The organism is Prevotella sp. AM34-19LB (genome assembly GCF_003468525.1).
In the GTDB taxonomy this organism is placed as follows: domain Bacteria; phylum Bacteroidota; class Bacteroidia; order Bacteroidales; family Bacteroidaceae; genus Prevotella.
The window spans coordinates 14,892-29,519 of record NZ_QSIG01000009.1 but is presented as its reverse complement, the minus strand read 5'-3'; the positions used below and the strand labels follow the sequence as shown (position 1 = coordinate 29,519).

Annotated in this window: 10 protein-coding genes and 1 pseudogene; 4 read left to right on the top strand and 7 right to left on the bottom strand. The window is 46.3% G+C overall.

Annotated elements, in window-relative coordinates:
* Positions 1-56 precede the first annotated feature (56 nt).
* From DW830_RS04430 to DW830_RS04420, 3 genes and pseudogenes are all read left to right on the top strand, one after another.
* A complete protein-coding gene (locus DW830_RS04430) occupies positions 57-3,029 on the top strand; it encodes a family 43 glycosylhydrolase (RefSeq protein WP_410524483.1) in 2,973 nt (990 codons plus the stop codon).
* Positions 3,030-3,075: 46 nt separating this feature from the next.
* A pseudogene (locus tag DW830_RS04425) lies at positions 3,076-5,439 on the top strand (glycosyl hydrolase family 95 catalytic domain-containing protein).
* A 118-nt stretch (positions 5,440-5,557) separates the two neighbouring features.
* A complete protein-coding gene (locus DW830_RS04420; RefSeq protein WP_119249032.1) occupies positions 5,558-7,696 on the top strand; it encodes a glycoside hydrolase 43 family protein in 2,139 nt (712 codons plus the stop codon).
* A 1-nt stretch (position 7,697) separates the two neighbouring features.
* Here the strand turns inward: DW830_RS04420 and DW830_RS04415 are convergent, their stop codons facing one another.
* A complete protein-coding gene (locus DW830_RS04415; protein WP_119249031.1) occupies positions 7,698-8,444 on the bottom strand; it encodes a porin family protein in 747 nt (248 codons plus the stop codon).
* 229 nt (positions 8,445-8,673) lie between these two features.
* Here DW830_RS04415 and DW830_RS04410 point away from each other — a divergent pair, with 229 nt between their 5' ends.
* Positions 8,674-8,841, top strand: coding sequence for a 4Fe-4S binding protein (locus DW830_RS04410; RefSeq protein WP_006849139.1), 168 nt, complete (start codon positions 8,674-8,676; stop codon positions 8,839-8,841).
* 157 nt (positions 8,842-8,998) lie between these two features.
* On the opposite strand, the gene DW830_RS04405 is transcribed toward DW830_RS04410, so the two are convergent.
* From DW830_RS04405 to DW830_RS04380, 6 genes are all read right to left on the bottom strand, one after another.
* Positions 8,999-10,216, bottom strand: coding sequence for a tetratricopeptide repeat protein (locus DW830_RS04405; protein WP_317125369.1), 1,218 nt, complete (start codon positions 10,214-10,216; stop codon positions 8,999-9,001).
* 226 nt (positions 10,217-10,442) lie between these two features.
* Complete coding sequence (locus tag DW830_RS04400; protein WP_233544376.1) at positions 10,443-11,357, bottom strand: PstS family phosphate ABC transporter substrate-binding protein; 915 nt, start codon at positions 11,355-11,357, stop codon at positions 10,443-10,445.
* A gap of 49 nt (positions 11,358-11,406) precedes the next feature.
* Positions 11,407-12,255: an energy transducer TonB gene (locus DW830_RS04395; protein ID WP_119249029.1), complete on the bottom strand. Its 849-nt coding sequence runs from the start codon at positions 12,253-12,255 to the stop codon at positions 11,407-11,409.
* A gap of 33 nt (positions 12,256-12,288) precedes the next feature.
* A complete protein-coding gene (locus tag DW830_RS04390; RefSeq protein ID WP_119249028.1) occupies positions 12,289-12,936 on the bottom strand; it encodes an ExbD/TolR family protein in 648 nt (215 codons plus the stop codon).
* On the bottom strand, positions 12,937-13,581 hold the full coding sequence (locus DW830_RS04385) for an ExbD/TolR family protein (protein WP_119249027.1): 645 nt from the start codon (positions 13,579-13,581) through the stop codon (positions 12,937-12,939).
* 30 nt (positions 13,582-13,611) lie between these two features.
* Positions 13,612-14,448, bottom strand: a complete 837-nt coding sequence (locus DW830_RS04380) for a MotA/TolQ/ExbB proton channel family protein (RefSeq protein WP_117663293.1) — start codon at positions 14,446-14,448, stop codon at positions 13,612-13,614.
* Positions 14,449-14,628 lie beyond the last annotated feature (180 nt).

The window sequence follows — 14,628 nt, the reverse complement described above, 5'->3', positions numbered from 1 at the left end:
TCATTATGATTGTTTTTTGTAATTTTGCAGCATTAAACGAAAAAACAATCATAATGATGAATACAACGAAAATCTTGGCTTTCAGAAAGCCGTTACTGATAAGCGCATGGCTGCTTGCCATGCAGGGGGCTACCTATGCACAGAACCCAATCGTACAAACACAGTTAACTACCGACCCGGCACCTCTGGTTGTCGGAGACCGTCTCTATGTATATACCGGTCATGATGAAGATAAGGCTGACTTCTTCTGGATGAATGAATGGCGTGTGTATTCCACCAAGGATATGGTGAACTGGACAGACCATGGTTCTCCGCTCGACCTCAGTTCTTTTTCCTGGGCAGACGACCGTGCCTGGGCAGCACAGACCATCGAACGTAATGGTAAGTATTACTGGTATATCTGTGCGAACTCTAAACTGACGGGCGGAATGGCTATCGGCGTAGCTGTGGCAGATTCTCCTACCGGTCCGTTCAAGGATGCGCTGGGAAAACCGCTTTTCGATAATGGAAGTTGGGACAATATCGACCCTACCGTCTGGATGGACGAGGATGGTCAGGCTTATCTTTATTGGGGTAATCCGCATCTTTACTATGCCAAACTGAATAAAGATATGATCAGCTTCAAGGGTGGTATAGATGCTAAGGCAGCTGTTGATGAAAAGCGTGAAGTGGGCAGAATCGTGATGACTGAGGAGGGATTCGGTTCGCCTGACGTGGAGAAGCGTGATTCTACCCGAAAATATAAAGATTGCTACACCGAGGGACCTTGGTTCATGAAGCGTGGCAAGAACTATTATATGCTTTATGCTGCAGGTGGAGTGCCTGAGCACATTGCTTATTCCATGAGCAAGAAGCCTTTCGGACCATGGAAGTATATGGGCGAAATCATGCCATTGGAAGATACGGGTTCCTTTACTAACCATTGCGGTGTGACCGACTTCAAGGGCAAGTCTTATTTCTTCTACCATACGGGTAAACTGGGAGGCGGATTCGGACGCAGTGTGGCTGTGGAAGAATTCAAATATAATGCCGACGGCACGTTCCCAATTATCCACCATACTCAGGAAGGAGTGGCTCCTATCGCAACCCTCAATCCTTACAAGCGTCAGGAGGCTGAAACCATCGCTTTCTCTAAGGGAGTGAAGTCGGAGCAGACCGATGATACGGGTGTTTATATTTCTGAAATCCATGAAGGCGATTATATCAAGGTACGCGAGGTGGATTTCGGAAATGAGAGTCCGGATGCATTTGCTATCTCTGCAGCGTGCTCTTCGCTTGGAGGTTCGCTGGAGGTTCATCTCGATAAGGAAGATGGCGAACTGATAGCTAAACTTGATGTTACCAAGACGGGTGGCTGGGAAAAGTGGAAGACTTTCTCTGCACAAATGCTAAAGAAAGTGACAGGAAAGCATGATATTTACTTCGTATTCAAGGGATTGAAGGGAAGCAAACTCTTCAATTTCGACTGGTGGAAGTTTGAGAAGAATTTCGCCAATCCTGTGGTTTGGGCTGATGTGCCTGATGTGGATGTAATCCGTGTGGGTGACAGCTTCTATATGGTAAGCACCACCATGCATCTGATGCCGGGTGCGCCTATCATGAAATCGAAGGATCTGGTGAACTGGGAAACCGTGAACTATATCTTCCCTAAACTTACCGATTCACCTAAGTATGACATGAAGGAGGGTACGGTGTATGGTCGTGGTCAGTGGGCAACATCTCTGCAGTATCATCGTGGCAAGTTCTATGCGCTCTTTGCTCCGAATGATAATCCCGGTGGAGAGACTTATATCTGCACCGCCGATGATATCGAGGGCAAATGGACTGTCCACAGCCGTTTGCAGCATTTCCATGATGCCGCTCTCTTCTTCGACGACGACGACAAGGCGTATGTGGTTTATGGCACAGGAGAGATGGTGCAGCTGAATGCCGACCTGACGGATGTGGTGCCGGGCAGCCATCGTAAACTCTTTGAGCGTGATGCTGATGAAACGGGCTTGCTCGAAGGCTCCCGCATGATTAAGCACAACGGCAAGTATTATCTCCTGATGATTTCGTGGACCAAGGGACATCCTCGTCGTGAGGTTTGTTATCGTGCTGATAAAATAACGGGTCCTTACGAAAAGAAGGTGATTCTGGAAACGGAGTTTGCCGGATTCAATGGCGTGGGACAAGGTACGATTGTAGATGATAAGGATGGCAACTGGTATGGCATCGTATTCCAAGACCGTGGTGGTGTGGGCAGAGTGCTCACGCTGGAGCCATGTACCTGGAAGGATGGATGGCCTATGCTGACAGATGAGAAGGGCAATATTCCTGCCGAGATGCAGAAGCCTGTATTGGGATATGACGGTAAGGGACTCGTGTATAGCGACGATTTCTCGAAGGATAAACTGGAATTGCAGTGGCAGTGGAACCACAATCCTGTGGATAATGCCTGGTCGCTCACAGAGCGCAAGGGCTGGCTCCGCCTGAAGACATCCCGCGTTGTTCCTAACATCTTCCTGGCTCCCAATACCATCAGTACCCGTACTGAAGGACCAACCTGTGAGGGAATCATCAAGATGGATGTAAGCCGGATGAAGGATGGCGATGTGGCTGGTCTGTCAGCTTTCCAGGGTGATGCGGCTCTGCTCTCTATCGTGAAGGAAGGCAAGAAACTCTTTGTGGTGGGTACCAAGGAGAGTGTAGCTTTGACTGAAAAGGAAAAGGCTGTGACCGATGTGAAGCGTGAGGAGGTGTATCGCCAGCCTTTGAATCTGAAGCAGGATAAGGCAACGAAATCAAGCATCATCTATCTGAAGATGAGCTGCGATTTCCGTCTTCATCAGGATCTCGCCACCTTATTATATAGTATAGATGGAAAGACCTGGATTCCTGCCATCAAGGATTTCAAGATGCAGTATGATTATCGCCGCCTCTTCATGGGTACCCGTATCGCCATCTACAATTATGCCACAAAGGCTGCTGGCGGATATGTGGATGTGGATAGTTTTGAGTATCAAAAACAGAATAGTAGTGAGAAATAGAATAATAGTGGGAACTATGGCTTTGGCGTTCCTTCTTCCGGTAAAGATGATGGCTAAGGCTAGCAGTTCTGATAATAGCACCCTACTTTGGTATAACGCCCCAGCCCAGCAGTGGCTGGAGGCTCTGCCTATCGGAAACTCTCATCTGGGAGGTATGGTGTATGGCGGAACCACGGACGAGAATATCCAGTTGAATGAGGAGACTTTCTGGAGTGGCGGTCCTCATAACAACAATAGTAAGAAATCCCTGGAGAATCTGCCAAAGGTGAGGGAACTCATCTTCAATGGCAGGGAAGAGGAGGCGGCTGCTCTCATCAACCAGACCTTCATCCCAGGTCCTCATGGCATGCGCTTCCTGCCGATGGCAAATCTGCATATCACCATGAAGAATCAGGGAAAGGCTGAGCAGTTTGTGCGCGACTTGGATTTGAAGAGGGCGATTGCCACGACTTCTTTCGTGATGGATGGCGTAAGATATACCCGTACTACCTTTGCTTCGCTGGCTGATGGCGTCATCGTTTGCCACATCAAGGCGAGTAGAAAGGGGGCTTTGAATATCGATGTTACCCTGGATTCGCCTTTTGAACATCTGAATCAGAAAACGCCTTCTGGGGTTATGCTGAAGGTGAAGGGACAAGACCAGGAAGGCATCAAGGCGGCTCTCACTGCCGAATGTGTGACGGATGTAAGGACGGATGGCATCGAGGCAACCATCATCGTGAGTGCTGCCACTAATTTTGTGAACTATCACGATGTGTCGGGCAATGCAGCCCAGCGCAATGCTGACTATATAAATAAGGTGAAACTGATGAGCTATGCACAGTTGGAGAAACGCCATGTGGAGGCTTACCAGAAGCAGTTCGCTACTTCTTCTCTGGTTCTGCCAGCCGATATCAATGCTTCGTTGCCTACCAATCAGCGCCTGGAGAAATTTGCAGGCAGCAAGGATATGGCGATGGTAGCGCTGATGTATAATTACGGTCGCTATCTGCTCATCTCCTCTTCACAGCCTGGTGGACAGGCGGCAAACCTGCAGGGCGTTTGGAACGACAGCAAAAATGCACCTTGGGACAGTAAATATACTATCAACATCAATACGGAGATGAACTACTGACCTGCCGAGGTAACGAATCTTGGTAACACCACGGAGCCTCTGTATTCGCTGATTAAGGATTTGAGTGTAACGGGAGCACAGACGGCTAAGGAAATGTATGGTTGCCGTGGCTGGATGGCACATCATAACACTGATATCTGGCGCATAGCAGGTCCGGTGGACGGTGCACAGTGGGGCATGTTCCCCAATGGCGGAGCCTGGCTCACCACCCATCTCTGGCAGCATTATCTCTATACGGGCGACAAGGCTTTCCTCAAGCAGTGGTATCCGGTAATAAAAGGTGCTGCTGAGTTCTATCTTGACTATATGCAGAAGTTACCGGGCACCGAATGGAAGGTAACCGTGCCGTCGGTGAGTCCGGAACAGGGACCTATGGGTAAGAGAACTGCCGTAACGGCGGGATGCACGATGGATAACCAGATAGCCTTCGATGCCTTGACCAATGCTGTGAAGGCTTCTGAGGTATTGGGAGTTGATGAGGCTGAGCGCAAGGATATGCAGCAGCTGGTTTTGCAGATTCCGCCGATGCAGATAGGAAAGTACGGACAGTTGCAGGAGTGGCTTGTGGATGCGGATGATCCGAAGAATGAGCATCGCCATATCTCGCATCTCTATGGATTGTATCCATCTAATCAGATTTCTCCTTTCTCTCATCCGGAACTGTTCCATGCCGCAGTCACCACTCTGAAGCATCGTGGCGATCAGGCTACGGGCTGGAGTCTGGGTTGGAAAACGAACTTCTGGGCACGTATGCTCGATGGCAATTATGCTTTCAGAATCATCAGTAATATGCTTCGTCTGTTGCCATCTGATGCGCAGGCAAAGGAATATCCTGATGGCAGAACCTATCCGAATCTCTTCGATGCCCATCCACCATTCCAGATTGACGGTAACTTCGGAGTAACAGCCGGCATCGCAGAGATGCTCCTGCAGAGTCATGATGGAGCCGTGCATCTCTTGCCTGCCTTGCCTGATGCCTGGAACAAGGGAAGCGTAAAGGGACTTCGTGCCCGTGGCGGCTTTGTGGTGGATATGGACTGGAAGAATGGCAGACTGATGAAGGCGAAGATTCGCTCCACCATCGGAGGTGTGCTGCGTCTCCGCTCCTACGTTCCGCTGAAGGCGAAGAATCTGAAGAAGGCTGAAGGAATATGTCCCAATATCCTTTTTGCATCTGCAGAAGTGAAGCCTGTAATGGAACAGCATCGGATAGCAGAAGGAGTGAAGGCCCCTATTCCTGACGTATATGAATATGACTTGGAAACAGAACCAGGAAAGACTTATCTGATTAAATAATGTCCTAAAATTACATTTGTTGCCATAAAAGTATCATTTTGTCCACCTCTGGTTGGATCATTATTCGTACTTTTGTGGCAATATTTTTTATAATAATCTTTTAGACCTATAAATGAGAATGAAGAAATTATTATTTGCAACCTGTTGCATCGCTCTTTTAGGCGGTTCTTTGGGAGCAGCGGCGCAGAAAAAATCTGCAACCAAGAATGTTCTGACACAGACTTTGAAAGGGAAGTCTTGGTCGGCTGATAATGGTAATGGTACCTTTACCAATCCTTTGTTTTACGATGAATTCTCTGACCCTGATATCATCAGAGTGGGGGAGGATTACTATCTGGCGGGTACCACGATGCACAGTGTTCCGGGATTGGTAGTGCTCCATTCCAAGGATCTCGTAAATTGGGAGTTCTCTTCCTATTGCTTCGACCGCTTTGATGATTCTGATGATTTCAATCTCCGCAATGGCAAGGAGGCTTACGGACAGGGTATCTGGGCGCCTGCCATCCGATATCATAACGGCAAGTTCTATATCTTCTCCAATATCAACGGGCATGGATTGCAGGTGTATATCTCGGACAGTGCCAAGGGTCCTTGGACGCATCATAAAGTTAATGGCGATATCTATGACCTCTCTGTGCTCTTCGATGAGGATGGCAAGATTTATGCCGTGCACAAGTATGGCAACGTGACCATTACGGAGTTGAAGCCCGATTTGAGCGGTCCGGTAGAGGGCAGCAGTAAGGTGGTGATTCCGGAAGGCAATGCGATGGGTGAGGGACATCATATTTATAAAATCAATGGTATGTACTATATCCTCTCTGCAGATTATTCACCGATGGGCCGCATGCAGTGCGCCCGAAGCAAGAGCATTTGGGGACCTTATGAAACTTGCGTAATTAGCGAGCGCGAATCGTATGGTTATGCTGCTGGATGGAGCGTAGGTAACATGGGAATCGGTAGGCCTTTGCCGGAAGATGGTTTCAGATTCCAAAACAACCAGCCTAATGGAGTTAATCTGGGTTGTGCTACCATTCACCAAGGCGGTATCGTACAGGCTCCTGATGGCAAATGGTGGGGCGTATCGATGCTGGATTTCAATGCCGTGGGTAGAACGGTATGCCTTTCGCCTGTCACATGGGTGGATGGCTGGCCTTACTTCGGATTGGAGAAGAACCTGGGGCGCTCGCCTCGAACCTGGTTCAAACCGAATGATGCGGTGAAGACACCACAGGCTCCATTCGATAGATGTGATGATTTCTCGGGAAAGACTTTCAAGCCGGTTTGGCAGTGGAATCATAATCCGAACGACAAGATGTGGTCGCTGAACAAGGAGCGAAAAGGATGGCTCAGATTGCATTCTATGCCTGCCAAGCAGCTGCTCTGGGCAAAAAATTCGTTGACGCAACGTGCCATCGGTCCTGTATCTTATACATCTGTCAAGCTGGATGCATCCCGACTGAAGATGGGGGATGAGGCTGGACTCGGTGCTATGAATACGCCATACGCTTCATTGGGCGTGATGAAGACGGAAAAGGGATTAAGCCTGAGATGCTACGACCAGAATACCAACAAGGAGGTGCTGAAACCGATTGCCAAGAACAAGGTGGTATGGTTGCGCCTTTGGGGTGATTATGATAAGAGTCTGCTGCAATATTCCTACTCTCTTGATGGAAAGACTTGGGAGAATATCGGAGAGCAAATGCTTTCTCCTTATCAGTTGAAGACCTTCCAGGGTGTGCGTGTAGCGCTGTATGCCTTTAACAAGGCGGGAGTGAACGGCGGCGTGGCTGATTTTGATGACTTCAAGGTGGAGGAACCGATGGCTGACAGAACAGCTAATCTGCCTATAGGAAAGACTATCCGACTCTTTAATCTTGCTGATGGTAACCTGATGAATGCTACCGGTCATGGTCTCATGCACAGCTCTTCGAACATAAAGGAGATGAGCAATGGCGTGAAATTCATCATCGAAGACCGTGGACTGGGCAAGATTGTGCTGAAAACAGCAGATGGACGATATGTCTATATTGCAGGTGCTGGCTTGTCGGGCGATGTGCGTCTTACTTCTGATGCCTCTCATGCTGAGGAGTTTGTATGGCAGGATATGCTTTACAACCGCTGTATGCTTCTATCACTGAAGACCCAGCGGTATATAGGCAAGCATCCTACCGACGGAAGTCCTTATTCTGCTGATTTCCAGGGCGCTGATGCCGGTATGAAGAATGGCTGTGTCTTCTCTTGGGAAGTGGTAGAGTAGGCTACTCGAAATAGAACGTCAATGCAATTATCTTACTATGAGCTCCTTTAGCTGCCAAGGCATAAGGGAGCTCATTCTTGTTTTTGATGTGCTCGGGATGTTTCTTGTCGAAGGAATCTGTCAATCCATACATAAACTTGAGTTCCGGACGGAGCTTGAAAAATGGCATGTAGAAATCGCAGCCTACGCCCAGTTCGAGAAATATTTCCGATTTCTTGAGCTTGATGTAGTCTGACTTGCGGCTGTTGAGGTTCATCATCGGATTGATGCCCGCCATCACGTAAGGTCGGTGATTATTGAACCGCTCGGCTGCGAAAATCAGGTCCATAGCGGAAGAAATGTAGGCAGTCTTCATCTCCTGATGCTGTACGATGGCGTTTCCTGCACCATCTTTCTCCAAGAGGTTATAAAAGGTGAGGTGGCGAGTACCGAAGTACATGGCAGGGGCTACACGGAACTGGAAGCTTCTGTTAAGACGGAATTCTCCTAGTACGCCAACGGTGAATCCCATATCCCAACGGTCTTGATCTACAGTGACATGAGAAGGCTGCTCGATACCGTTGGCATCGATGTATTGGGTGATTCCGGTATTCTGAAACTCAATATCCTGCGCATGTGTTCCGATGAGTACACCGAAATGGAAAGGGCGCAAATCGGTATATGGGCGATTTTCTACCGTCCTAAGCTGTGCCATGCCATTGATACCTGTATAAAAGGCTATTAGAGCCATCAGTATGATTCTCTTCATATTTGCTATTTGTTCTTCGTTATTATTAATAAACGGCAAGGTTGGCTTCTTATTGTACTAATTTATTTCGATAAAGTATAAATTGAGTAAAATCAAGAAAAAAGTCATACCTATTTGTAGGTATCTCGAAAATAATTGTTATCTTTGCACCATCAAAAGTAGGTAATGTGCCTATTACTAGATGAGCATTTATACAGAGACATTATTAACATTTTAAATATTTAGAATTATGGCATACGTAATTGGTGACGATTGTATCGCTTGCGGTACATGTATTGACGAGTGTCCATCAGGTGCAATCTCTGAGGGCGAGAAGTATTCAATCAACCCAGATCTCTGCACAGAGTGCGGTACTTGTGCTGATGTTTGTCCTAATGAGGCAATCAGTCTTCCATAATTTATTATGGAAAGATACTTTTAGTTACAATAAAACATTGAGAGCGGTTCCTTTGGAATCGCTCTTTTCGTTTATGGTCTGATTCATATCACAAAAAAAGGGGTGAAAGCCATATCACATAGCTATCACCCCTTTAATTATGTTCTTGTTTCGTAATTTACTGTGCCTGCTGCTCCTCGTCAAGACCTAAAGCCTTCTTGGCGAGAGAGTTGTTTGGATCAAGCTTGATCAGCTTCTCGAAGTATGGCTGAGCTGTTGTCAGGTCCTTCTTAGAACCCCAGTAGATGTAACCGGCGTTCTTGTAAGCCTGCATCAGGTAGCCCTTCTCATCCTCATCATACTGCTTGCTCTCAAGTTCCTTGATAACCAATTCATAGTTAGAAAGAGCCTTGTCGTCCAACTCGTTCTGGAATGCGATGTTGGCAGCCTGGAGGTGAGCGTATGCCTTCAGCTGTGGATACTTCTCAGCGAAGCTGTTATATACGTTGATAGCCTTATCAACGTTAGCCTCCTTCTGATCGCCACCCTTCTGAGCCTTTGCATTGTAGATCTCTGCCATCTTTACATAGTCTGATGGTGACACGTTAGGGTTCTTATCCATATATGTCTGAGCGAACTCGATAGCCTTATCCTCATTGCCCATACCCTTGTATGCCTCAGAGATGTACTGATATGGCTTGAAGTCTTCCTTGTTTACCTCCAGAGCCTTGTTGTACTGCTCCAAAGCCTGGTCAAACTGCTTGTTGCCAGCGAGTGCCAGACCATAGTAAGAGTAGATACTGGAGTTCTTCTTGATATCGTTGTTAGTCATGATGCTGTTAGCATACTGGAGAGCCTCAGTAAAGTTCTGAGTATCAACAGATGCACGCAAAGCCAGAATCAAGAAAGCTGTATCCTTAGGATACTTCTGCATACCTTTCTTGCAAAGGTTGAGAGTTTCATCCTTCTTGTTCAATACGTATGTAGTGAAGCAGTACTCGTAGAAGATATACTCTTCCATAGTATTCAAGTTAGCCTTAGAGAAGTTCTCATAAGCCTTGTCGTAGCTACCGATAGAGTAGTAGTTGTGACCAGTTTCTGCCTCAATAGGGTAGTTAGGATCTACTGTTCTCAACTTGTTCAAAGCCTCTGCAGAAGCCTGTGGGTCAATCTTGCGGTAAACGTTAGCATAGCTGATGTAACCCTGAGGATTCTTAGGGTCCATAGTCATACAATTCTTATACCAAGAAGCAGCCTCACCACCATTGTCCTGCATAGCGTAGATATCGCCCTTGAGGATATAAGCATCACCACAACTCTTGTACTTAGCGATGACAGCATCAGCTACAGCCATGGCATTGGTGTAGTCCTTGTTGATGACGAGAGCATTACCCAAAGCAACGAGTGCCTTAGGATCCTTCTTGTACTCCTTCTGATACTCCTTGAGAACCTTGGCAAAAGCTTGGCATCTACGTTACCAGCCTTTAATGTTGCTTCTATTGGCTTCAGAGCATCCTTGTAGTTAACGTCCTGTGCCATTGCAGGAGCTGCCAAACCCATGACGAGCAAACCTGCTACTAAATATTTAACTGCTTTCATAATTCTACTTTCTATCTAAACTTTTAACGTTTAACATTAACTGTCTTAATCGTAATATCACCTCTGTAAGGAAGCAAGCCCGTCTTGAAGAGGATAAGCTGTCCCTTAGGATTGGAAATGTAGTTGGCAAAGCTCCAAGGCAAAGCCTTATGAGGGTCAACCACGATAGCGTATATAGTTCTAACGAATGGATATCTTCCATCCAACAGGTATGCCTGGTAAGGTTTCCAGCTGTTCATAGGGGTAGCTTTCTCCTTGATGGATACCTGCATTACATGAATATTCTTCTTAAAGGTTGTGTTGGTGGAATCGCGTCGGTCGTTCAACCAATTCGATCCGATAACACCGATAGAACCTGGATTCTGGTCAACGAAGTCAATGACCTGCTTGCTTGTTTTGGCAGCCATTATCTTCGCACCCATCTTTTCGCCGTGTAGAACAGAATCTACTACGAAGTTGGTGGTTGCAGAGCGGGTATTATCAAATATGACCTCGATATCACCTCTCTTGGATCCAGGAACAATATCACTCCATTGGGTCGCCTTTCCTGTAAGAACACGCTTGATGTCATTCACTGTGATGCAAGTATCGGTATTGTTCTTGTTGACAATGAATGCCAGACCATCGTATCCGATAGGGAAAACGGAAGGAATCACATTGCTCTTCGACTTCAAGTATGCAATCTCACTATCTTTCAGATTACGGGTAGTGAAGAGGAGTGCTGTCTTGAAATCCTTGATCATCTGAAGTCCTGTGACTTCATCTGTGTATTTTGGTTTGAGCTTGGCCTTTGGGTACTCGAACTCAAACTGACTTCTTTCTTCGTCAATGATAGGACTCAAACTCTCATCAGCCACAAACTCAATTGTGCCTGAAGTAGGAGTATCAGTTCTACCATCTTTGGCTTTCTTCTCGCCACAAGACGAGAAGAAAGCCATTGATAGTACTGTTAATCCTATATAAATATAAGATATTCTTTTCATTCTATTACTGCAATCTAAATACAACTGGTACAGTATACTTTACACGTACAGTAGAACCATTCTGCTTACCTGGAGACCATCTAGGCATGCTCTTAACGACACGCTGTGCCTCGCGGTCAAGTGAAGGGTCCACAGAACGAGCTACCTTAACATCAGAGATAGAACCATCACGCTCTACCACGAATGAAACGATAACACGACCCTGTACGCCGTTCTCCTGTGCTACGACAGGATACTTGATGTTGCTAGCCAGATACTGCATCAAAGCTCCATTTCCACCAGGGAATGAAGGCATCTCCTCTACAACATCGAAGACCTTTGTTGCAACCTCAGGTTTTGGAGCTGGTGGTGGAGGTGGAGCTGCTACCGCAATCTCACTTCTCACTGCTTCCACTGTACGGTCCTTCACACCTTCCTTGTTTTCAGTACCGACAGCAACCTTTTCGTCCAGTTTATCCATCTGCTTAACCTGGTTTTCCTCTTTTACGAGTTCATCCTTCTTGATGACAGGTGCAGTAAACTTCTGAGTTTCGCGAGCCACAGGTATCTCCTTCTTAGGTTCAATCTTTGGCTTCACTGGCTCCTTCTTCTTTTCTTCCTTCTTAGCCTGCTGCTGGAGTTGAGCCAACTCCATAGCTTCCATATATGCCTGCTGTTCTTCAGCTTGTTTCTGTTCGATAACTTTCCAAGCCAAGAATCCACCCACGAGAGCTGCAGCAATGACCAAGATCAGAAGAGACTTGATGTTTCGACCGGAAGTACCCTTACGGAGCTGGTATGCACCATACTCCTTGTTCTTTCCGGCGAAAACCATTTCGACCCATTTAGGATCGTAAAGATCTATTTTTGCCATTTCTTTCTTGTTTAAAATTGTTTGTTACTCATCTTACATCTTAACGTGTCTAGACTCGAGAAGCTTCTCATCGTCTGCGTTAATCTTATCGATGACGTAAGTACCAATGTTTGAAATCTGCATTTCGTCGAGAGCGTCAACCATATTCTTGTAAGAAGCGTTGTCGGTTGGCTTGATGACGATGGTCAGAGTAGGAATCTTACCATCCTTCAAGTTACCAGCCTTCAAATCGCTGAGCTTCTTCTGATAGATGCTATCAGGATACTGCTTAGGATTCTTCTGACGATCCATGTTCAACTCCTTAACAGCGAGCGAAATTCTTTCTACAGGACGTGTACCGTTCTCTGTAGCGTGCTCTCTCAAGACCTTACGGATACCCTGGCTACCCCATGTTGTCTCCTTGATCCATGTAGGATCGTTGTAGTTAGGGATACCAGCACCATAATAAATCTTGTTATCAGCTGCTACGTAGAGGGTAATAGTCTCAGAAGCTTTCGCCTCGTTCTTCTGGTCATCTTGAGTATTCTCGTCATTACTTGGCATAGTCAGCTCCATAGTCTGAGGTTTGCTCAAAGATGTACACAGCATGAAGAACGTGATAAGAAGCATGAGCATATCCACCATAGGCGTAAAGTCTACGCGGACATTCATTTTCTTTTGTTTGCTTTCTTTCTTTGCCATTTATTCGTCCCCCTGTTGTTTTAACTGTGTAATCATATAGTAATGACTCTCATCCATGTCCTGGAGTTCGTTCATCACTCTCTTCACTGTCTTGTAAGGTGTAGAAGCATCTGCCTTGAGGGCAATCTTGATGTCTTCGTTAGCGTTACGAGCAGCGTCAACCCACTGCTGGAACTCGCTCATGCCACCCTTGATACTGTCGAGAGGAATACCCTTAGTCTGGAGATACTGTGGACGCTTTGCAGCGTTCATAGACAGATAAGTGCTCATGTCACTCATAGAAACACCGAATGTACCCTCGCTCTTGAATGTCTCAATCTGCTTAGGGCTCAAAGACACGCCGAAGTTGCTTGTCATTGTGCTCAGTGCTGCTCCCAACTGATCGGTATTATCAATACTCATAAATACTTGGCCTTCGCCGGTTGGTTTTCCGGCCTTGTCCTTTTCAGGACTTACCAAGATGGTCAAGACACCGTTCTCTGGCACCTTAATCTCAGACACAGAACCTGGTGTGTTTACCTTCACTGGCTCATTCTTTACGAATGTAGAGGTGAGCATGAAGAAGGTAAGCAGCAGGGTCATAACGTCTGACATAGGCGTCATATCAATCCAGATGTCACTCTTCTTAATTTTTACTTTACCCATAGCGATAAAATTTTAAAGGGTTAGCAAAAATTAAGCCTCTTCTGCGTGGTTAGCTTCGTATGTCTGAGCAATTGAGTAACCTACCTCGTCGAGTGCGTATGTCAACTTATCAACCTTGTTTGTAAATGTGTTGTAAGATACTACAGCACACCAAGATGTCAAAATACCGAATGCGGTGTTGATCAACGCCTCAGAAATACCTACAGAAAGTGCTGCTGAGTCAGCGCCACCACCTTCACCCATGGCCTGGAATGACTTGATCATACCGGTTACAGTACCGAGAAGACCTGTCAATGTACCGAGAGTTACGATTGTAGCGATGATAGGCAAGTTCATTGTCAAAGTTGGCATCTCCAACTGAGTTGCCTCCTCGTGAGCCTGCTGGATCTTAGCTACCTTCTGAGCCTTCTTCAAAGATGCGTTAGCACCAGACTCCATAGACTTGTAAGCGTTCAAAGAAGCCAATACTACGTTAGCAACTGTACCGCGCTGCTTGTTGCAGAGCTGCTCAGCCTTAGCGAAATCGTTAGCGTTCAATGCAGACTTGATGTTTGCTACGAACTTAGGAAGAGCACCTGTACCTGTAGCTGTCTTAAGAGCCAACCAACGCTCGATAGTCATAGCCAACACTGTGAGTAACAATGTGTGGATAACTGGTACGATTACACCACCCTTGTAAATTGTACCCCAAATGTCTGCTGGGTGATCCTGGATACCTGGATCCTGGAAGTGCATGTCGTTACCGAACCATGTGAAGAACAATGTGAATGCGATGATAGCACATACCACGATGATCCAGAATGCGCCTCTTACTCCCTGAAAGCCCTCAGACTTCTTAGCTGGGGCTGCTTGTTTTGTAGTTGCCATAATTTTTACTTTTTTAAATTATTAGTTAATAAATTATTAATATTTCTTTTTTATTTCTCGCTCTATTGTAGTTGTTTTGTATGCCTAGTTTGTGTTGTCTTGAATAAACACGCTTAGGTTATCCAAATTCCCTTGGCAAAGATAATAAATATTGAGAAACTATCGTCCTAATTAAGAAGT

Coding starts and splice junctions, on each gene's coding strand:
- DW830_RS04430 (WP_410524483.1), top strand. CDS start 57: ATGAATACAACGAAAATCTTGGCTTTCAGAAAGCCGTTACTGATAAGC.
- DW830_RS04420 (WP_119249032.1), top strand. CDS start 5,558: ATGAAGAAATTATTATTTGCAACCTGTTGCATCGCTCTTTTAGGCGGT.
- DW830_RS04415 (WP_119249031.1), bottom strand. CDS start 8,444: ATGAAGAGAATCATACTGATGGCTCTAATAGCCTTTTATACAGGTATC.
- DW830_RS04410 (WP_006849139.1), top strand. CDS start 8,674: ATGGCATACGTAATTGGTGACGATTGTATCGCTTGCGGTACATGTATT.
- DW830_RS04400 (WP_233544376.1), bottom strand. CDS start 11,357: ATGGCTTTCTTCTCGTCTTGTGGCGAGAAGAAAGCCAAAGATGGTAGA.
- DW830_RS04395 (WP_119249029.1), bottom strand. CDS start 12,255: ATGGCAAAAATAGATCTTTACGATCCTAAATGGGTCGAAATGGTTTTC.
- DW830_RS04390 (WP_119249028.1), bottom strand. CDS start 12,936: ATGGCAAAGAAAGAAAGCAAACAAAAGAAAATGAATGTCCGCGTAGAC.
- DW830_RS04385 (WP_119249027.1), bottom strand. CDS start 13,581: ATGGGTAAAGTAAAAATTAAGAAGAGTGACATCTGGATTGATATGACG.
- DW830_RS04380 (WP_117663293.1), bottom strand. CDS start 14,448: ATGGCAACTACAAAACAAGCAGCCCCAGCTAAGAAGTCTGAGGGCTTT.